This window comes from Gracilibacillus saliphilus (assembly GCF_010994085.1).
Classification (GTDB): domain Bacteria; phylum Bacillota; class Bacilli; order Bacillales; family Amphibacillaceae; genus Gracilibacillus; species Gracilibacillus lacisalsi.
This window is the reverse complement of record NZ_WJEB01000016.1, coordinates 63,154-82,679: the sequence shown is the minus strand read 5'-3', so window position 1 is coordinate 82,679 and position 19,526 is coordinate 63,154. Positions and strand designations below refer to the sequence as shown.

The window sequence follows — 19,526 nt, the reverse complement described above, 5'->3', positions numbered from 1 at the left end:
GCTTCCTATTGAATAGAATTCAGACTCTTGTTTTCTTAAAAACCGAACATTGATATAAACTATTATTTTAATGTTCGATTTTTTGTTGACAGAATTCGAGTGCTCTTGTTATCATAACAGTGTAGTAAAAAAACCTAACAAAGTAACGACCTCATATAATTTGAGAATACGGCTCAAAAGTTTCTACCCATCACCGTAAATGATGGACTATGAGGGAAGATGACCGATGATTTTATCAAGAAAAATCATCAGGATAGTTATGGAATCACCACCTATTCATCTTCTCTCCTGATAGAGAAATGGATAGTTTTTTTTGTATCCAATGATTTATTAATTTCGATGAACGGAGTGGACATTTAATCCCTTATTCAGTTCCTTTCTGTTTAAATAAACGGTATTTTCCTTGAATAGCGGAGTAGATGTCCGTGAATGTATCAAAGTTCATGTTAATTGCAGTATATACTAATTATAAGCTTCAAACAGATATTAAATAGAGGGAAGTGGGAATTGTATGGCACAAGTTGGTGTTATTATGGGGAGCATATCGGATTGGGAAACGATGAAACATACTTGTGAAGCGTTAGAAGAGCTAGGCATTAGTTATGAGAAAGAAGTCATCTCTGCGCATAGAACGCCGGAAGATATGTTTGAATATGCCGAAACTGCACGTGATAGAGGATTAAAAGTAATCATCGCAGGAGCAGGTGGTGCAGCACACTTACCAGGCATGGTCGCATCCAAAACAACCTTGCCAGTCATCGGTGTACCAGTGAAAACAAGCACACTCAGCGGTGTTGATTCACTCTATTCTATCTTACAAATGCCGGGTGGAGTACCAGTCGCCACTGTCGCCATCGGTAAAGCAGGAGCGAAAAATGCAGGCATTCTCGCAGCGCAAATCATTGGCACAAACAATCAAGAAACCGCAGCACGATTAGCCGATCATCAAAATCAATTAAAAGAAAAAGTGGCAGAAATGAGGGACAATCTTGCAGAACAATAAATTATTATTCGGATCTACTATCGGAATTATTGGTGGTGGCCAGCTAGGACGAATGATGACAACAGTAGCTAAGCATATGGGATATCGTGTTATGGTTCTCGATCCTACTCCAGATTGCCCAACTGCACAAGTAGCTGACGAGCAAATAGTCGCAGCTTATGATGATTTAGACGCTGTCAGAGAACTTGCTGAGAAAAGTGATGTTGTGACATACGAATTTGAGAATGTTGATTTAACAGCAGCACAAATTATAGAAGACGCCGGAATTCTTCCACAGGGGGCAAACTCGCTGAAGGTTACTCAAGACCGTGAATTAGAGAAAAAAGCAATGGTTGATAGTAATCAGCCAGTTGCCGATTTTGCAATTGTCACAACCCCCGAAGAATTACAAACAGCAGTTGAACAAATTGGTTATCCATCTGTTGCCAAAACATGCCGTGGAGGATATGACGGAAAGGGTCAAGTGAAACTTTCTAATAAAACAGACATTGAAACCGCAGTTGAAATGTTACAACAAGCAGATCGTTTAATTATAGAAAAATGGGTACCTTTTGATAAAGAAATCTCGATTGTTTTTACAAGATCACTAGCAGGAGAAATCACTTATTTTCCAGTAGCCGAAAATATCCATCGGGATCATATTTTACACGCAACAATTGCACCTGCTCGAGTTTCTGAACAGATTGCTAAAAAAGCTCGGCAAGCGGCAAAAGCTATCGGAGAAACGATCGGTGTTGTTGGCACATTCGCCATCGAAATGTTCGTTTGTGGAGAAGATATCTTAATCAATGAATTAGCACCAAGACCACATAACTCAGGGCATTTTACGATTGAAGCATGTGATGTCTCGCAATTTGAGCAACATGTTCGTGCAATTTGCGGATTACCATTAATACCTGTTCACTCTCATGGTGGAGCAGTAATGGTTAACTTACTAGGAAAAGATGTAGAGCCTTTTTTCAATCAATTAGATGATCATCCACATGCACATATTCATATGTACGGAAAAGCAGAAAACAAGCCATTGCGTAAAATGGGGCATGTAACTTTTATTGGGGACAATCCTTTAATCATATATAATAAACTAGTGGAAAAAAAGATAATCGAAAACTAGGAGGAAACATTTTATGATCGAACGTTATACAAGAGAAGAAATGGGCAAGATCTGGACTGATGAGAATCGCTTTAACGCATGGCTTGAGGTGGAAATATTAGCATGTGAAGCATGGAGTGAATTAGGGATCATCCCAAAAGAAGATGTCAAAAAAATTAGAGAAAATGCATCTTTTAATATCGAACGTATTTCTGAAATCGAACAAGAGACTCGCCATGATGTGGTAGCATTCACTCGCGCTGTTTCGGAAACATTAGGTGAAGAGAAAAAATGGGTACACTACGGTCTTACTTCAACAGACGTTGTCGATACCGCACTTTCATATATGTTAAAACAAGCAAATCAAATTATCCGTCGTGATATTGTAAACTTTATTGAAATTTTAAAAGAGAAAGCAATCGAGCATAAAAATACCGTTATGATGGGTCGTACACATGGTGTACATGCTGAACCGACAACTTTTGGCTTAAAAATGGCACTATGGTACGAAGAAATGAAACGTAATCTTGAACGCTTTGATGCGGCAGCAAAAGTAATTGAAACAGGGAAATTATCAGGTGCAGTTGGTACCTATGCAAATATCGATCCGTTCGTTGAGAAATATGTTTGTGAACAATTAGGGTTGCAGCCAGCACCGGTTTCTACCCAAACATTACAGCGTGATCGTCATGCGCAATATATGTCCGCACTGGCATTAGTTGCAAGCTCTATCGAAAAATTCGCAACCGAGATCCGCGGTTTGCAAAAAACAGAAACAAGAGAAGTGGAAGAATTTTTTGCGAAAGGTCAAAAAGGTTCATCCGCAATGCCGCATAAACGTAACCCAATCGGATCTGAAAACATGACGGGGATGGCTCGTGTTATCCGTGGTTATATGATGACATCGTACGAAAATGTGTCCTTATGGCATGAACGTGATATTTCTCACTCTTCTGCAGAACGTGTCATTTTACCAGATGCAACAATAGCCTTGAATTATATGTTGAACAGATTTGGTAATATCGTGAAAAACTTAACGGTATTCCCGGAAAATATGAAACGGAATATTGATCGCACGTACGGTGTCATTTTCTCACAACGCGTATTGCTTTCTTTGATTGATCAAGGTATGAGTCGTGAAGAAGCATATGACATTGTACAACCGAATGCGATGCAGGCATGGGAGACAGCAACACCATTCCGTCAGCTGATCGAACAAGAAGATCGTATCAATAGTACATTATCGAAAGAACAGTTAGATGATTGCTTTGATTACACGTACCATTTAAAAAACGTTGATCAGATTTTCAAAAAAATAGGCCTGGCATAAGGAGAGGAATCCAATGAAAGACAAGCTGTTATATGAAGGAAAAGCAAAGCAAGTATTTACGGTAGCGGATAATCCGAATTTATTAGTCCTGTCTTACAAAAATGATGCAACAGCCTTTAATGGCGAGAAAAAAGCGGAATTTCAAGGGAAAGGACGCTATAATAATTTAATTTCTGCTAAAGTATTCGAATATCTCCATCAAAAAGGGATTAATAGTCATTTTAAAGAAGCATTAAATGAAACGGAACAATTAGTAGAAAAAACAACGATTATTCCGCTTGAGGTTGTCATTCGGAATGTTGCGGCGGGAAGTATCGTCCGCCGTACGGGCATTAAAGAGAAAACGATTTTTGATCCGCCGTTAGTGGAACTTTTTTATAAAAAAGATGAGCTTGGTGATCCGTTAATCAATGATGATCATGCATTGCTTTTAACAGATGTAAACGAAGCAGACCTTGTAAAAATTAAAAAAATGGCCCTTCAAGTAAATGAGCAATTGCAAGCTTTCTTCAAAGAAATCAATTTACAGCTTGTCGATTTCAAATTGGAATTTGGACGCAATGCTAGCGGGGAAATTGTGCTATCAGACGAAGTGAGTCCTGACACTTGCCGTCTTTGGGATATCGCAACAGGTGAGAAGATGGACAAAGACGTATTTCGTGAAGATTTAGGTGATTTAGTTACTGTATATGACAATATATTATCGAGACTGGAGGCAAAACAATGAAACTAGTAAAAGTACACATTACATTAAAAGAGGGTGTATTAGACCCACAGGGTAAAGCAGTTCAAGGATCTTTAAATACATTAGGCTATGACAATGTGAAGGAAGTTCGTGTTGGGAAATATTTAGAATTAACAGTGAACGATGATGCAAATATTGAAGCAGAAATCGAGGAAATGTGTAACAAGCTACTCGCAAATCCAGTTATCGAAAATTATAAATATACAGTAGAAGAGGGGGTTGCTCAGTGAAATTTGCTGTAATTGTCTTTCCTGGATCTAACTGTGACCGCGATATGTATTATGCAGCAAAGGATGCACTGGGTGAAGAAGCAGATATGCTTTGGTACCAGGAAGCAAACTTGGAAGGTTATGATGCGATTTTAATCCCTGGTGGCTTCTCTTACGGTGATTATCTTCGTTCTGGCGCAATTGCTTCTACATCCGATATTGTCGTGCAATTACGAGAACAAGCAGACAAAGGAGTTCCGATTCTCGGTGTCTGCAATGGGTTTCAAATATTACTAGAATCAGGTTTATTGCCAGGTGCAATGCTACGCAATAAGAATCTGAAATTTATGTGTCATTTTGAAAACTTAATAGTGGAAAACAATGATACCCTTTTTACCTCGAAATATGAAAAAGACGAAGTTGTCTCGATTCCGATCGCACATCATGATGGAAACTATTATTGTGATGAAGAGACACTTGCAAGATTAAAAGAAAACAATCAAATCGTCTTTACGTACCAAAATAATCCGAATGGTTCTGTTAGTGATATTGCCGGAATCACCAATGAACAAGGTAATGTATTAGGAATGATGCCACACCCGGAACGTGCAGTAGAAGCGATTTTAAATAGTGATGACGGTTTTAAACTATTCCAATCAATGCTAGAAAACTGGAGGGAACGTTATGTTGCAGGCGCCTGAAATTACTCCTGAATGGATAGAACAAGATAAAGTCTATCAGGAAATGGGATTAACAGATAAAGAGTATGACATGATTAAAGATATTATGGGTCGTCGCCCTAACTTTACTGAAATCGGTATTTTCTCGGTAATGTGGTCGGAACACTGCAGTTATAAAACTTCTAAACCATTATTAAAGAAATTTCCGACGGAAGGACCACAAGTTGTGCAAGGTCCTGGTGAAGGTGCCGGAGTTGTTGATATCGGTGATGGCCAAGGTGTCGTATTTAAAGTGGAAAGCCATAACCACCCTTCAGCAGTAGAGCCGTATCAAGGGGCGGCAACAGGTGTCGGTGGTATTATCCGTGACGTTTTCTCGATGGGGGCTCGTCCGATTGCCTCTTTGAACTCATTACGTTTCGGTAATCTTAACACTGGTCGGGTTAAATATCTTTTTGATGAAGTGGTTCACGGAATCGCCGGCTATGGTAACTGTGTAGGAGTACCAACTGTCGGAGGAGAAGTACAATTCGATGATTGTTATGAAGGTAATCCACTTGTTAATGCAATGTGTGTCGGTTTAATTGATACGAAAGATATTCAAAAAGGGATCGCATCAGGACTTGGAAACACGATTATGTATGTTGGTTCGAAAACAGGTCGTGACGGAATCCATGGTGCAACATTCGCTTCGGAAGATTTATCTGAAGACTCTGAAAGCAAACGTTCCAATGTACAAGTTGGCGACCCTTTTATGGAAAAATTATTAATTGAGGCATGTTTGGAAGTAATTCATTCTGACGCATTAGTTGGCATTCAAGATATGGGGGCAGCTGGACTTACTTCATCCGCAAGTGAAATGGCGAGTAAAGCTGGCATGGGAATGGAAATGAACCTAGATCTAATCCCGCAGCGTGAAGAAAACATGACAGCGTACGAAATGATGCTGTCAGAGTCACAAGAACGTATGCTATTATGCGTAAAAAAAGGTGAGGAACAAGAAATTGTTGATATTTTCAAGAAATATGGATTAGAAGCGGTAGCAGTAGGTCATGTTACCAATGATAAAATGTTCCGTTTATTGCATAAAGGAGAAGTTGTGGCAGACATTCCTGTTGATAATTTAGCAGAGGATGCACCGATTTTCCATAAAGAATCGAAAGTACCAAGCTTTTATGAAGAATACCAAAGAATGCCTGCATATATTCCAGAAGTGAAAGATCATGCAGAAACATTGAAGAAGTTATTACAGCAACCAACGATCGCAAGTAAAGAATATGTTTATGATCAATATGATTCAATGGTACAGGCGAACACCGTATTCTCTCCAGGTTCAGATGCGGCAGTTGTCCGTGTTCGCGGATATGACAAAGCTATTGCGATGACAACGGACTGTAATTCTCGGTATATTCATTTAGATCCAGAGGCAGGCGGCAAAATTGCGGTTGCAGAAGCAGCACGAAATATTGTTGCATCTGGTGCGAAACCATTAGCACTTACAGACGGATTAAACTTTGGTAATCCGGATAAACCAGAAAACTTCTGGCAAATGGAGAAAAGTGTAGAAGGTATGAGTGCAGCAAGTCAAAAGCTAAACACCCCTGTTATTAGCGGTAATGTTTCGCTTTACAATGAATCAAATGGTCAGGCAATTTTCCCAACTCCAGTTGTTGGGATGGTGGGATTACATGAATCGCTTGACCACATTACACCGTCCCATTTCCAACAGGAAGGTGATTTGATTTATGTAATTGGTGAGACAGAAGCAGAATTCGGTGGTAGTGAATTACAAAACCTTTTGGAAGGTAAATATTTCGGTAAAGCGCCAGCGATTGATTTAGAAATAGAAGCAAAACATCAAGAGCAATTATTAGCTGCGATCCGTGCTGGCCTTGTTTCCTCAGCTCATGATATTGCAGAAGGTGGACTTGGTGTTGCATTAGCAGAATCCCTTTTTACTGATAAAGGTCTTGGTGTAGACGTCCAAGTAGAAGGAGATTTAACAACGGTATTGTTTAGTGAAACACAATCACGTTTCATCGTATCGATTCCAGAGAAAGATCGTGAAACGTTCGAAGCTAAAGTAGAAGATGCAGCATTATTAGGAACAGTAACAAATACGAATAAACTAGTGGTTCAAAACGGAGAAACAGAAGCAATCACAGAAGATGTAAGATCATTACAACAACTGTGGAAAGGAGCTATCCCGTGCTTGCTGAAATCAAAGGCTTAAATGAAGAGTGTGGTGTATTTGCGATCTGGGGACATGAAAAAGCAGCCGAAATGACCTATTATGGTCTGCATGCACTCCAGCATCGTGGTCAAGAAGGTGCCGGTATTGTCACAACAGATGGTGAGAAATTAAATGTTCACAAAGGTGTCGGTCTTGTTAATGATGTCTTTTCAGAAGATCAGTTTTCCCGCCTGCAGGGGCACGCAGCAATCGGTCATGTTCGTTATGCAACACAGGGTGGCGGTGGTTTTGAAAATGTCCAACCATTAGTCTTCCGTTCTCAAACGACAAGTATGGCACTAGCACACAATGGTAATTTAGTAAATGCACATCAATTGAAAAGTCAACTTGAAGCACAAGGTAGTATTCTACAAACAACATCTGATACCGAGGTGATTGCACACTTGATTAAGCGGAGTGGTCATCTTCCGTTAGAAGACGCTATCGCCTCAGCATTAGGAATGATTAAGGGAGCATATGCTTTTTCGATTTTGACAGAGGATCAAATGTTTGTTGGATTAGACCCACGCGGTTTACGACCATTATCAATCGGACGTTTAGGTGATGCATATGTTGTAGCTTCTGAGACTTGTGCTTTTGATCTAATTGGTGCAACATATGTGCGCGAAGTACGTCCTGGTGAATTGATTATCATCGACGAAGATGGCTTCCGAACGAAAGAATTCACGTCACCATTACAACGTACCCTTTGCTCAATGGAATATGTCTATTTTTCTCGCCCTGATAGTGACTTAAATGAGAAGAATGTTCATGCTAGTCGAAAAACAATGGGAAAACAATTAGCAAATGAAGCACCAATTGAAGCAGATGTTGTCACAGGTGTACCGGATTCCAGTATATCAGCAGCAATCGGTTTTTCTGAAGCAACTGGTATTCCATATGAGTTAGGCTTAATCAAAAACCGCTATGTCGGTCGAACGTTTATCCAACCATCACAAGAACTACGCGAGCAAGGTGTAAAAATGAAATTATCCGCCGTACGAGGGATTGTAGAAGGAAAGCGTGTCGTTATGGTAGATGATTCAATCGTCCGTGGCACAACAAGTCGGCGAATAGTTCGATTATTAAAAGAAGCAGGAGCCACAGAAGTACATGTTCGAATCGCGTCTCCTCCAATTCAAAATCCGTGCTACTACGGTATTGATACATCGACAAAGGGAGAGTTAATCGCAGCAAATAATACGATCGAAGAAATGCGCGAAATTATCGGAGCAGACAGCTTATCCTTTTTATCAACAGAAGGATTGGAAATTTCAATCGTAGAGGACCGTGATCGTATGCAACATGGTGTGTGCCAAGCATGTTTTACAGGAAATTACCCGACCGAAATCTATCCAGATACCGTAATTCCTGCTTATAAAGAATAAAAGTGTCCAGTAAATGGGCGAAAGTGTCCAATAACTTCTGGAAAGTGTCCAATAAATAGCAAAAAATGTCCAGTAAATGTTGAAAAGTGTCCAATAAACAATGAAAAGTGTCCAATAAAATCAGACAATAAAAATTCCGCACCAAAAAGGAGTCTATAGGAATGAGTGATATCTATAAAGATGCAGGCGTCGATGTGAACGCAGGATACAAAGCAGTTGATTTAATGAAAAAACATATCGCAAAGACGAATCGCCCTGAAGTGATCGGAGGAGTCGGTGCTTTCGCCGGCCTGTTTGACTTAAGTAAATTCTCATATGAAGAACCAGTCTTAGTTTCTGGAACAGATGGTGTCGGAACAAAACTGAAGCTTGCCTTTATGTTGGATAAACATGACACGGTTGGCGTCGATCTTGTAGCTATGTGTGTCAATGATATTGTTGCCCAAGGTGCCGACCCACTCTTTTTCTTAGATTATATTGCTTGTGGTAAGAACCAGCCAGAAAAAATCGAGCAAATTGTAAAAGGCATAACAGATGGTTGTGTCCAATCCGGTGCTGCACTAATTGGTGGCGAAACAGCAGAAATGCCAGGCATGTACAGTGAGGATGAATATGATCTCGCAGGCTTTGTTGTTGGAATTGCGGATAAAAAACAAATTATTACTGGGGAAAAGATAGAAGCTGGTGATAAAATCATTGGTTTGACTTCATCAGGAGTACACTCCAACGGTTTTTCCTTAGTCCGTAAAATAATTGATGATAAAGGGTTACATTACCAAGATCAAGTACCAGAGTTGAGCAAAACATTAGGCGAAGCACTTTTAGAACCAACAAAAATTTACACGAAAGCAATCCAACAATTAAAATTAGACCTCACGATCAAAGGGATTAGTCATATCACTGGTGGTGGCTTCTATGAGAATTTACCACGTGCTATTCCAGAACATCTTGGTGTAAGAATCGAGAAAGGATCATGGCAAAAGCCAGCTATATTTGATTACTTACAAAAACAAGCAGATTTACAAGAAGAAGAGATGTACGGTGTCTTCAATATGGGTATCGGCATGGCGGTTATCGTTGAGGCACATGAAGCAGATATGGCACTTCAATTATTAAAAGATATCGATGAACAAGCAGCTATTATCGGAGAGGTGACAGAAGAAACTGGGGTGACATTCTCTAATGAATAAATTAGCGGTGTTTGCATCAGGTGCCGGCAGTAATTACGATGCTATTATCGAAGCAACGAAAAATGGTACACTTGAAGCGGAAATAGCCTTACTTGTTTGTGATAAACCGAATGCAAAAGTAGTAGAGAAGGCAAAGCAAAATGGAACACCTGCTTTTGTATTTGATCCAAAGCAATATCGAAATAAGCAGATGTTCGAAGCGAAAATAGTGGAAGTGCTCCAAACAGAAAAAATCGATTGGATCATCCTTGCAGGCTACATGCGCTTAATTGGTGACACTTTATTACGTCCCTTTGAAGGGAAGATCATTAATATTCATCCTTCGCTTTTACCAGCCTTTCCAGGATTGGACGCTATCGGACAAGCATTTGATGCGGCCGTAAAAGTGTCAGGTGTTACGGTTCATTACGTCGATTCAGGTATGGATACGGGAAAAATTATTGCACAACAAGCGGTAGATGTTGAAGACGGCATGACAAGGGAAGAATTGCAAAAAGCCATTCAGCAAGTAGAACATCAGCTTTATCCAGCTACGATTCAAAAACTGATCACGAGAGGAGAATAACGTTGAAAAAACGTGCATTACTAAGTGTTTCTGACAAAAGCAATTTAGTTCCTTTTGCAGAAGGATTAGATAAATTAGGTTATGAATTAATCTCAACAGGTGGTACATTAAGAGCATTACAAGATGCTGGATTACCTGCAAAAGGTGTTTCGGAAATCACCAATTTTGATGAAATCTTAGATGGTCGTGTTAAAACGTTACACCCATATATCCATGCGGGACTTCTTGCACGTCGAGACCAAGAGTCACATGTCAAGCAATTAGAAGAGCGTGACATCACACCGATTGATGTTGTCGTTGTTAATCTTTATCCGTTTAAAGAAACGATTGCAAAAGAAGATGTAACAGAAGAGGATGCAATTGAAAATATTGATATTGGCGGTCCAACGATGCTACGATCTGCATCGAAAAACTTCCGTGATGTCACGGTAGTAGTGGATCCATCTGATTATGATGCGGTGTTAGACAACTTAGGCAATAATGGTGGAACAGTTGAGTTTCGTAAACAACTAGCGGCAAAAGTGTTCCGTCATACCGCAAACTATGATGCAATGATTGCGAACTATTTTGTCGATATTACAGGTGAAGAGGATCCGGAAACATTTACTCAAACTTTCGAAAAAGTTCAATCCCTTCGCTATGGTGAAAATCCACATCAAAAAGCGGCATTTTACAAAGAAGGTAATGTAAAAGGCGCGTCTATCGCCAATGCAAAACAATTACATGGTAAAGAATTATCATATAACAATATTCAAGATGCGAATGCCGCTTTAGAGGTGGTACTTGAATTTCCTGAACAACCAGCAGCGGTAGCCGTAAAACATATGAATCCGTGTGGAGTTGGTATCGGTGACTCAATTTCTGATGCCTTCAAAAAGGCTTATGCCGGTGATCCGGTATCGATTTTCGGTGGTATTGTAGCATTAAACCGTGAAGTCGACGAAGCTACTGCCAACCAATTGAAAGAAATTTTCTTAGAAATCGTCATTGCGCCAAGCTTTTCTGAGAAAGCTCTCGAGATTCTAACAGTGAAAAAGAACATTCGTTTACTGGAAACACCAATGCAAGTAAACGAGAATGATACGAAAAAAGTAGTCAGCGTGATTGGCGGACTACTCGTTCAAGACCGAGACAATGGCAAAGTGTTAGCCGAAGATATCGAAGTTGTGACAGATCGGAAACCACATGCAAAAGAAATCGATGAACTTCTCTTTGCATGGAAAGTGGTAAAACACGTGAAGTCTAATGCAATTGTTGTTGCCAAAGGGGACCAGACTCTTGGAGTTGGTGCTGGACAAATGAACCGTGTTGGTGCTGCAGGAATTGCCTTTGAGCAGGCAGGAGAAAAAGCAGAAGGTGCAGTCATGGCATCAGATGCATTCTTCCCAATGCCAGACACCGTAGAAAATGCTGCAAAAGCAGGGATTAAAGCAATTATTCAACCAGGTGGATCCAAGCGTGACCAAGATTCCATTGACGAATGCAACAAACACGGTATCGCAATGGTATTCACAAAGATGCGTCACTTCAAGCATTAAGCAAAAAGGATTCTCAATAATTTGGGAATCCTTTTTCTCAGATTAAGCATTCTCATGGACAAAAGAAAGCGAAATCTGCAAAAAGTGTCCACGAGAAGTACTCTCTTGGACAAAATAATCCCAAATCCATAAAAAGTGTCTATGAGAATCTTCCCTTGTTCATAGATAGAAAAAGGAGGCCTCCTATGAAAATACTAGTAATCGGCGGCGGTGGTCGCGAGCATATCATCGTAAAAAAATTAAAGAGTAGTCAGCGTGTAACAGAAATTTTCGCTGCACCTGGAAATGGCGGTATTGCACAAGATGCCACATGTGTGCCAATCAAAGATGATGCAATTGAAGAATTAGTGGCATTTGCGCAAAAGGAACAAATCGATTGGACGATTGTCGGTCCTGAAGTTCCCTTAACAAAAGGTGTAGTAGATGCTTTCCAGGAAAAAAATCTAAAAGTATTCGGCCCTAAAAAAGACGCTGCTCTTATCGAGGGAAGTAAAGACTTTGCTAAAGCATTTATGAAACAATATGATATTCCGACAGCGAAATACCAGACGTTTACTGATGTAGAAAAAGCAAAGGCGTATATACAACAAGAGGGTGCACCAATTGTAATTAAGGCAGATGGACTAGCGGCCGGAAAAGGTGTAGTCGTTGCCATGACAGAGCACCAAGCGTTAGACGCTGTTGAAAACATGCTGATTGACAATAAATTTGGTGAAGCTGGAAGCAGAGTTGTGATTGAAGAATATTTAGAAGGAAAAGAATTCTCCCTTTTTGCTTTTGTTGATGGTGAAAATGTCTATCCGATGGTTCCTGCTCGTGATCATAAACGCGCCTATGACAATGATGAAGGGCCAAACACGGGTGGTATGGGGGCTTATTCTCCCGTACCGGATTTAGATCCAAAGCATATTGAGTTTACAGTGGAAAAAATCTTAAAGCCTGTTGCCAAAGGAATGAAAAAGGAAGGGCGCACCTATACCGGTGTTCTTTATGGTGGTCTGATTGAGACGAAGGAAGGACCTAAAGTAATCGAATTTAATGCTAGATTTGGTGACCCAGAAACACAAGTTGTTCTGCCACTATTGGAAAATGACTTGATCCAAGTGATTGAGGATGTCACCGCTGGAAAAGATCCACAGTTAAAATGGAAGAAAGGCTATGCAATCGGGACAGTAGTGGCTTCAAAGGGTTATCCTGGTTCATATGCTAAAAATGTAAGCCTCCCAGATCTTATGGCAGATGATCAAGTTTATGTAATCCATGCTGGAACAGGACGTACAGAAGATGGCTCATTCTCCTCGAAAGGTGGTCGTGTTCTTTTGGTAGGTTCGATCCAGGACAGTCCGGAGCAAGCACAAAAAGAGATTTATCAATACTTGGAACGATTTGATCAAAACGATGATTTCTTCTATCGAAAAGATATAGGCTTCTCTAAACAATAAAATAACGAACAAAAGGGAAAGCTACTATTCATGACAGATTAGTAGCTTTTTCTTGATATATCATACTTACAAAAGTATAATTACTTACATAAAATAACCTAAAAAGGAGACAAATAATGAATTTTCATCGAAAACCGATCACATTTGTCAGCAATGTCACCGTAAAAGTGCAGGATTTAACTAGATCGATAGCTTTTTACCAAAAAGTTATCGGGTTTGATATATTAGAAAAAAACAACACAACAGCTGAGCTAACTGCAGATGGTAAGACAAGTATTCTTACCTTAGAACAACCCGATAATGCTGAGCCGAAACAGACACGAACAACAGGTTTGTACCATTTTGCTATATTACTACCAACTAGGAGGGACCTCGCAAACTTTGTTTTTCATAGTATAGATGTAGGCTTACCTTTAGCATCGTCTGATCATTTAGTAAGTGAAGCATTATACTTCTCAGATCCAGATGGAAACGGAATTGAAGTTTATCGTGACAGAGATCCCGCTGGATGGACTTGGCAAGCTAATCAAGTAGAAATGGCTGTCGATCCATTGGACTTTGAAGATCTTTTACAAGCAGGAGAAAAAGGTGGATGGCAAGGACTTCCGAAAGAGACTGTGATGGGTCATATCCATCTGCATGTTGCAGAAATGGAGCATACCAAACATTTTTATGAAAAAGGTTTAGGTTTCGAAACGGTATCCCAATTCGGTAATCAAGCATTATTTATCTCAACAGGGAAGTATCATCATCACATTGGTTTGAACACATGGAATGGAGTAGGTGCCCCGCAACCTTCAGAAAATAGTGTCGGTTTGCAATCTTATACGATCAGCTATCCAACAAAAGAAGCGGTCCATCATACGGTACAAAATTTGAAGGCAATTGGTGCTTCAGTTGAGGAAGAAGAAAAACAGGCTATTACGAAAGATCCGTCTGGGAATAAGATTATTATTACTTCTTAAGGCAACTGATGTCATAAACGAAATGAAGGACAGAAAATAGGTAAATCCGAAAAAAGTATCCATCACAAGCGAAATGAAGGACAGAAATTAGATGAATCCGAAAAAAGTGTCCATCATAAACGAAATGAAGGAGAGAAATTAGATGAATCCGAAAAAAGTGTCCATCATAAACGAAATGAAGGACAGAAAATAGGTACATCCGAAAAAAGTATCCATCACAAGCGAAATGCAGGACAGAAATTAGATGAGTCCGAAAAAAGTGTCCATCATAAACGAAATGAAGGAGAGAAATTAGATGAATCCGAAAAAAGTGTCCATCATAAGTAAAATGAAGGACAGAAAATAGGTAAATCCGAAAAAAGTGTCCATCATAAGCGAAATGAAGGACAGAAATTAGATGAATCCGAACAAAGTGTCCATCATAAGCGAAATGAAGGACAGAAATTAGATGAATCCGAACAAAGTGTCCATCATAAGCGAAATGAAGGACAGAAATTAGATGAATCCGAACAAAGTGTCCATCATAAGCGAAATGAAGGACAGAAATTAGATGAATCCGAACAAAGTGTCCATCATAAGCGAAATGAAGGACAGAAAATAGGTGAACCCGAAAAAAGTGTCCATCATAAACGAAATGAAGGACAGAAAATAGGTGAACCCGAAAAAAGTGTCCATCATAAGCGAAATGAAGGACAGAAAATAGGTAAATCCGAAAAAAGTATCCATAATAAACGGTATGAAGGACAGAAATTAGAGAAATCAAAATAATATGTCTATCACAAATAATGCTATAGAAGGAGAAAAAGCTTGGTCTGCACCAAGCTTTTTTTACTTTTCAAAATTTAGGTTGGTTGGTTCATCCAGCAGTACCACATTAATCTCTAAATGTGTTGTAGGCACATTGTTATCTACCTCTTCAAACTTTAGTCCATCCAACCATACTTTACCTGCTCCTGTTAGTAAAATTCCGTATGAGATGGTGGCACTGTTTTCCGGAACATCAAGTATGATAGCATAGTGATTCCAATTATTTGTTCCCGTAATGGGACGATCATGCATGTTGTCAAATTGTAATAGGTCCTCTGATGCACTATTCACCCTCATCCACAAACCTGATAAAGTTGCTACATTTTCAGATTTGATAAAGCCTGAAAGCTTTATTCTTTTTCCTTTGTACTTGTCTGCATTAACTTGTCGCATTAGTGTTGCAAATTGGTCGTTTTCATCGACTGTAAGTGATTCTAAGTAAGCAGAAGCATTACCCTGGTGAACCTGTTCGCGATCAATTCCGCTTTTGTAAAAGTGCGGATGACTTCCGCTGATAAACCATCCATTAATTTCTTCATGCATGTGAAGTTCCTCCTTTTTTACAATCATTTGCTTCATGAATTTTCGATATTGTCCAGGGGGAAGGTGATATATTTTCTTAAATGCTCTAGTAAATGCTTCTTGAGATTCAAATTGATATGTTAATGCAATATCAAGGATTCTATCTGATGTATGTAGTAATTTCATTGCTGCATGAACGATTCTTCGTAATCGAATGTACGAAGCAACTGATATTCCTACTTCATTCTGAAAAATACGATGAAAGTGATATCTAGAGAAATGGCTGACTTTGGTAACATCGTCAATATGAATCTCTCTTTGAAGGTGCTGTTCGATCCAGTCAATTGTTCTTTTTATTGCTTCATTGTATGACAATATGAATTCCCCCTCACACATTCATTATAAAAGCACAATATTTTCTTTTTTTGATTTTTTTTGCTTCGAATATGGAAAAAAACTAATAATCCCCTTAAATGTAAGAAAATGTTGTATAATTCGATTAAGGAGGATCACATTATGCAAAAAGTATTAATAGCACTTAGTTGTATGATCGTTCTAACGATTATCTTAACCATTTTTTATGAGCAAAGTCGCGAACCAGTCCCTTTACCTTACTATAATGTTGAACAGAACCAACAACAAGAGGAAAGCAATACACCCGAAGAAAAGGAATCACTGGATCCGATAAAGGTAGATGTGGAGGATACAATAGGTTATAGCCTTCAAAATGATGAATTACAATTGACTTATGATGACGGTAATACATGGACGACTGTTCCTGTTGAAAAGAATCTACTTTTCCAAGGAGAATATCAAGGCGGAGAAACAGAGTTAATCGAAAATAGTTTTATTCTAACGGAGGATAATGTTGCTTTTCTTTATTCAGAAGGTGGAATAAAAGTGATCTATTCACAGAATCAGGGGGAAACATGGGAAGAGAGCATTGTAGATAATGGGATTCCTGTCATCAGGTTCAGAAAAATAGAATTCATGGATGATCAATTCTGGTATGTTATTTTATCTAATAATCGAACGATGTCACAGGAAAGATCATTGATATATATATCTACTAATCAAGGTGAAAGCTGGAAATCTATCAATATGCCGGCTACAACAAGACTAGTAGCGGATGGTGGGTTTGTTAATGAGGAGACAGGCTTTATGTCCTACGGTACGATAAACCCTGAGGCGCCTGATTTATATGTGACAAATAACCAAGGGGAGACATGGGAACAGGCAGTATTTAATATGCCTTCTCAATATGATAGAGTCTTTGTCATAGCCAGAGCACCATATAAAGAAGAGGATCACCTAGCGTTAATAATGGATCAAGGACCTAATGGTGATTACTACCAAGATGGATTGATTAGAGCAAAATTTATTTCAATGGATAATGGACGTACATGGGAGTTTGCAGAGGAGGTTGTGCCGGAAAATGAAGACATGGGTTAAGTGGATCGGGATCAGCTTATTGTTAATAGCTACCTCATTAACCGTATTGCAAATAGGTAGTCTAATTGTTCAATCATACTATCAGGCGGAGTACATTGATAATCGCTTACTTTATATTTTAAATATGATTATTGCCGTTAGTCTAGCGCTCAGTCTGTTGTTACTATTATCATTTAAGAAAATGGGAAATAGTATTCTTGTCGTGATAACGATAATAATCATTAGTGTAAATGGTTATCTGATGTCTCAAAGCAATCAAAAGATTGAAAATATCACAAGTATTTCACCAGATATGAAGCAAGTTTTCTCGTTGAAGAAAAATACCGATAAGAATGAAGCGGTCTATTATCGTAGTTATTATCGGATATTAGCTCGTCCGAAAGAAGCATTGCCCAGTTCGATTACTACTGCAGGAGAGATAAAATGGTTAGCGGATGATATTGCTGTTTTTACGTATAAAGATAATCAGAATCATATTCAGCAATTTGTAGGTACATATGGTGATCGAAATGACGGGTTATCCTATTCTTATGTTGGAGCTCAAATTCATGGACAATGGAAAGGGGAGAATACGGAAGTAACTGCTAGTTCAGAGGGGATCATGGTCGTCCATCATGATGACCAACATCTGTTTAAATGGGAACAGGTACATCAATATGGTACATTGGCTATCGTGTTAGTAGAAAATAACGAAGCTGTATGGACGATTGGATTAGGGGATGATTTTTACTTTGATCAAAACACAACAGATTCTCCTACCGGTGAAATTATTCTATACCCAGCAACAATTGTATATAATAAAATAATCCGATTACAGTACCAAGGAGAGGCACCGCTACGCTAGTTTTCTATGATAAAATGAACGAAACAGCTTTCTCTAAAAAAGGAGTTTAATAGCATGTCACAAGTACACAAAGCAGAAGCACCTAAAATAGTAAGATGTAAAATCGTTACCGTCAGCGATACAAGAACAAAAGACACCGATAAAAGTGGGAAACTAATGCACCAATATTTAGAAGAACACCATCATCAAGTGAATGCGTATGATATTGTAAAAGATGAACAAACAGAAATTAAACGAGCGATCGAAAATGGTATTCAGCAGACTGACATTGATGCAATCTTAATCAATGGCGGTACAGGAATTGCCAAACGTGATGTGACCATTGAAGTGATTGAATATATGCTAGATAAAGAAATACCAGGATTCGGAGAAATTTTTCGTATGCTAAGTTACACCGAAGATATTGGTTCAGCAGCGATTCTTTCCCGAGCAACAGCAGGAGTAGTGCAGGATAAAGCTATTTTTGCTACGCCAGGTTCCTCAGGAGCTGTTAAATTAGCGATGGAAAAATTGATTATTCCAGAATTGGGACATGTTATGAGGGAGATTAATAAGGATATCTAACGGTACTAATCATTCGTAAACCACCCGTTTGAGAGCATAGTGCTGCTTATACTTTTAAAATATTTGAAAGGTGGTAAGGATGTTGAGAAAAATGAAAATGGAAGACTTGGAGCAAAGAATTGAAGAAAACCGTACACAAGCAAATGCTATCATCCGAGAATCTCGACCACCAGGAAGACGAAAAAAATCCCGAACACGCAGTCCCGGAGAACGAAAAGCACTGGATAAAATCGCAATAGCGAGATGGGAAAAGGCTGTTGCAGAAGGTAAAATAAAACGGATCTCAAAAAGGAAAATGTATTATGATTACCGTGAATGAAATAAAACAGGTATTTCCTAAGCTAGAAGCAACTAATGTTTGGTCATATATAAAAGAATGGATGATATAATTGTCTATTCTTTATCATGTATAGGTAGATGCAGGTAGAGACGGAGAAAAGCCCTATTGAAGCTTTACTCTCCTCTCTTATATACCCCACTTTTCCCACCAGTTTTTTCAACTAAATAAGTCTGGCCAATGACCATACCTTTATCAACTGCTTTACACATATCATAAACGGTTATCGCTGTAACAGAAGCAGCGGTTAAAGCTTCCATCTCCACACCGGTACTTCCTTTAGTCTTGGCTTCTACTGTTATCACTAACTCATATGTATCCTCATCGTTTTTCCAGTCAAAATGAATGTTGACCCCGCTTAATGGTAACGGATGACACATTGGAATAATTGTCGATGTTTGCTTGGCTGCCATAATTCCGGCTACTTGTGCAACAGAAAGGACATCCCCTTTACCAATGGTTTGATCTACGATTTTCGTGTAAATCTCCTTGCTTAGCAAAATACTAGAGCGGGCAATCGCGGTCCTGCTCGTTGCCTGTTTGTCTGTTATATCCACCATTTTTGCTCTACCTTGTTTATTTATATGAGAAAATTCAGTCATGCTATCACCAACCTTCA

General features: G+C 39.1%; 19 protein-coding genes and 1 riboswitch. Of the genes, 17 read left to right on the top strand and 2 right to left on the bottom strand.

Annotated features, from left to right (window positions below; translation table 11 throughout):
- Positions 1-131: 131 nt before the first annotated feature.
- A riboswitch (purine riboswitch) is annotated at positions 132-230 on the top strand.
- Between the two features lie 281 nt (positions 231-511).
- The 13 genes from purE (at position 512) to GHT08_RS12520 (ending at position 14,381) form a co-directional block, all read left to right on the top strand.
- Positions 512-1,003, top strand: coding sequence for a 5-(carboxyamino)imidazole ribonucleotide mutase (gene purE / locus GHT08_RS12580; RefSeq protein ID WP_163581746.1), 492 nt, complete (start codon positions 512-514; stop codon positions 1,001-1,003).
- Positions 990-2,117 (top strand): 5-(carboxyamino)imidazole ribonucleotide synthase, encoded by a 1,128-nt coding sequence (purK, locus tag GHT08_RS12575; RefSeq protein ID WP_163581745.1) that lies wholly within the window; start codon positions 990-992, stop codon positions 2,115-2,117. Before purE ends, purK begins: the two co-directional genes overlap by 14 nt.
- A gap of 13 nt (positions 2,118-2,130) precedes the next feature.
- On the top strand, positions 2,131-3,426 hold the full coding sequence (gene purB / locus GHT08_RS12570; RefSeq protein ID WP_163581744.1) for an adenylosuccinate lyase: 1,296 nt from the start codon (positions 2,131-2,133) through the stop codon (positions 3,424-3,426).
- A 13-nt stretch (positions 3,427-3,439) separates the two neighbouring features.
- Positions 3,440-4,153, top strand: a complete 714-nt coding sequence (gene purC / locus GHT08_RS12565) for a phosphoribosylaminoimidazolesuccinocarboxamide synthase (protein ID WP_163581743.1) — start codon at positions 3,440-3,442, stop codon at positions 4,151-4,153.
- A complete protein-coding gene (gene purS / locus GHT08_RS12560) occupies positions 4,150-4,401 on the top strand; it encodes a phosphoribosylformylglycinamidine synthase subunit PurS (protein ID WP_153836399.1) in 252 nt (83 codons plus the stop codon). The genes purC and purS overlap by 4 nt, the downstream gene beginning before the upstream one ends.
- Positions 4,398-5,081 carry a phosphoribosylformylglycinamidine synthase subunit PurQ gene (gene purQ / locus GHT08_RS12555; RefSeq protein WP_163581742.1) on the top strand — a complete coding sequence of 228 codons (684 nt, stop codon included), beginning with the start codon at positions 4,398-4,400 and terminating at the stop codon, positions 5,079-5,081. The genes purS and purQ overlap by 4 nt, the downstream gene beginning before the upstream one ends.
- Positions 5,065-7,293, top strand: a complete 2,229-nt coding sequence (gene purL, locus GHT08_RS12550) for a phosphoribosylformylglycinamidine synthase subunit PurL (RefSeq protein ID WP_163581741.1) — start codon at positions 5,065-5,067, stop codon at positions 7,291-7,293. The genes purQ and purL overlap by 17 nt, the downstream gene beginning before the upstream one ends.
- Entirely contained in the window at positions 7,269-8,681 is a 1,413-nt protein-coding gene (purF, locus tag GHT08_RS12545) for an amidophosphoribosyltransferase (RefSeq protein WP_163581740.1), read from the top strand. The genes purL and purF overlap by 25 nt, the downstream gene beginning before the upstream one ends.
- 161 nt (positions 8,682-8,842) lie before the next feature.
- The gene (gene purM / locus GHT08_RS12540; protein ID WP_163581739.1) at positions 8,843-9,871 is read left to right on the top strand and encodes a phosphoribosylformylglycinamidine cyclo-ligase; all 1,029 of its coding nucleotides are present in this window, start codon (positions 8,843-8,845) and stop codon (positions 9,869-9,871) included.
- Positions 9,864-10,436, top strand: a complete 573-nt coding sequence (purN, locus tag GHT08_RS12535; RefSeq protein WP_163581738.1) for a phosphoribosylglycinamide formyltransferase — start codon at positions 9,864-9,866, stop codon at positions 10,434-10,436. The genes purM and purN overlap by 8 nt, the downstream gene beginning before the upstream one ends.
- A 2-nt stretch (positions 10,437-10,438) precedes the next feature.
- Positions 10,439-11,974, top strand: a complete 1,536-nt coding sequence (gene purH, locus GHT08_RS12530; RefSeq protein WP_163581737.1) for a bifunctional phosphoribosylaminoimidazolecarboxamide formyltransferase/IMP cyclohydrolase — start codon at positions 10,439-10,441, stop codon at positions 11,972-11,974.
- A gap of 185 nt (positions 11,975-12,159) precedes the next feature.
- Positions 12,160-13,416: a phosphoribosylamine--glycine ligase gene (purD, locus tag GHT08_RS12525; RefSeq protein WP_163581736.1), complete on the top strand. Its 1,257-nt coding sequence runs from the start codon at positions 12,160-12,162 to the stop codon at positions 13,414-13,416.
- A gap of 116 nt (positions 13,417-13,532) precedes the next feature.
- On the top strand, positions 13,533-14,381 hold the full coding sequence (locus tag GHT08_RS12520) for a VOC family protein (RefSeq protein ID WP_163581735.1): 849 nt from the start codon (positions 13,533-13,535) through the stop codon (positions 14,379-14,381).
- Between the two features lie 828 nt (positions 14,382-15,209).
- Here GHT08_RS12520 and GHT08_RS12515 read toward each other — a convergent pair.
- Positions 15,210-16,085, bottom strand: a complete 876-nt coding sequence (locus GHT08_RS12515) for a helix-turn-helix transcriptional regulator (RefSeq protein ID WP_163581734.1) — start codon at positions 16,083-16,085, stop codon at positions 15,210-15,212.
- A 141-nt stretch (positions 16,086-16,226) separates the two neighbouring features.
- Between GHT08_RS12515 and GHT08_RS12510 the strand changes: the two genes are divergently transcribed.
- From GHT08_RS12510 to GHT08_RS12495, 4 genes are all read left to right on the top strand, one after another.
- Positions 16,227-17,162 carry a WD40/YVTN/BNR-like repeat-containing protein gene (locus GHT08_RS12510; protein ID WP_163581733.1) on the top strand — a complete coding sequence of 312 codons (936 nt, stop codon included), beginning with the start codon at positions 16,227-16,229 and terminating at the stop codon, positions 17,160-17,162.
- Positions 17,146-18,006 carry a hypothetical protein gene (locus GHT08_RS12505; protein WP_163581732.1) on the top strand — a complete coding sequence of 287 codons (861 nt, stop codon included), beginning with the start codon at positions 17,146-17,148 and terminating at the stop codon, positions 18,004-18,006. The genes GHT08_RS12510 and GHT08_RS12505 overlap by 17 nt, the downstream gene beginning before the upstream one ends.
- Before the next feature lie 54 nt (positions 18,007-18,060).
- Positions 18,061-18,570 carry a MogA/MoaB family molybdenum cofactor biosynthesis protein gene (locus tag GHT08_RS12500; RefSeq protein WP_163581731.1) on the top strand — a complete coding sequence of 170 codons (510 nt, stop codon included), beginning with the start codon at positions 18,061-18,063 and terminating at the stop codon, positions 18,568-18,570.
- Between the two features lie 82 nt (positions 18,571-18,652).
- A complete protein-coding gene (locus GHT08_RS12495) occupies positions 18,653-18,889 on the top strand; it encodes a hypothetical protein (protein WP_163581730.1) in 237 nt (78 codons plus the stop codon).
- A gap of 134 nt (positions 18,890-19,023) precedes the next feature.
- Here the strand turns inward: GHT08_RS12495 and moaC are convergent, their stop codons facing one another.
- Positions 19,024-19,509 (bottom strand): cyclic pyranopterin monophosphate synthase MoaC, encoded by a 486-nt coding sequence (moaC, locus tag GHT08_RS12490; protein ID WP_163581729.1) that lies wholly within the window; start codon positions 19,507-19,509, stop codon positions 19,024-19,026.
- Positions 19,510-19,526 lie beyond the last annotated feature (17 nt).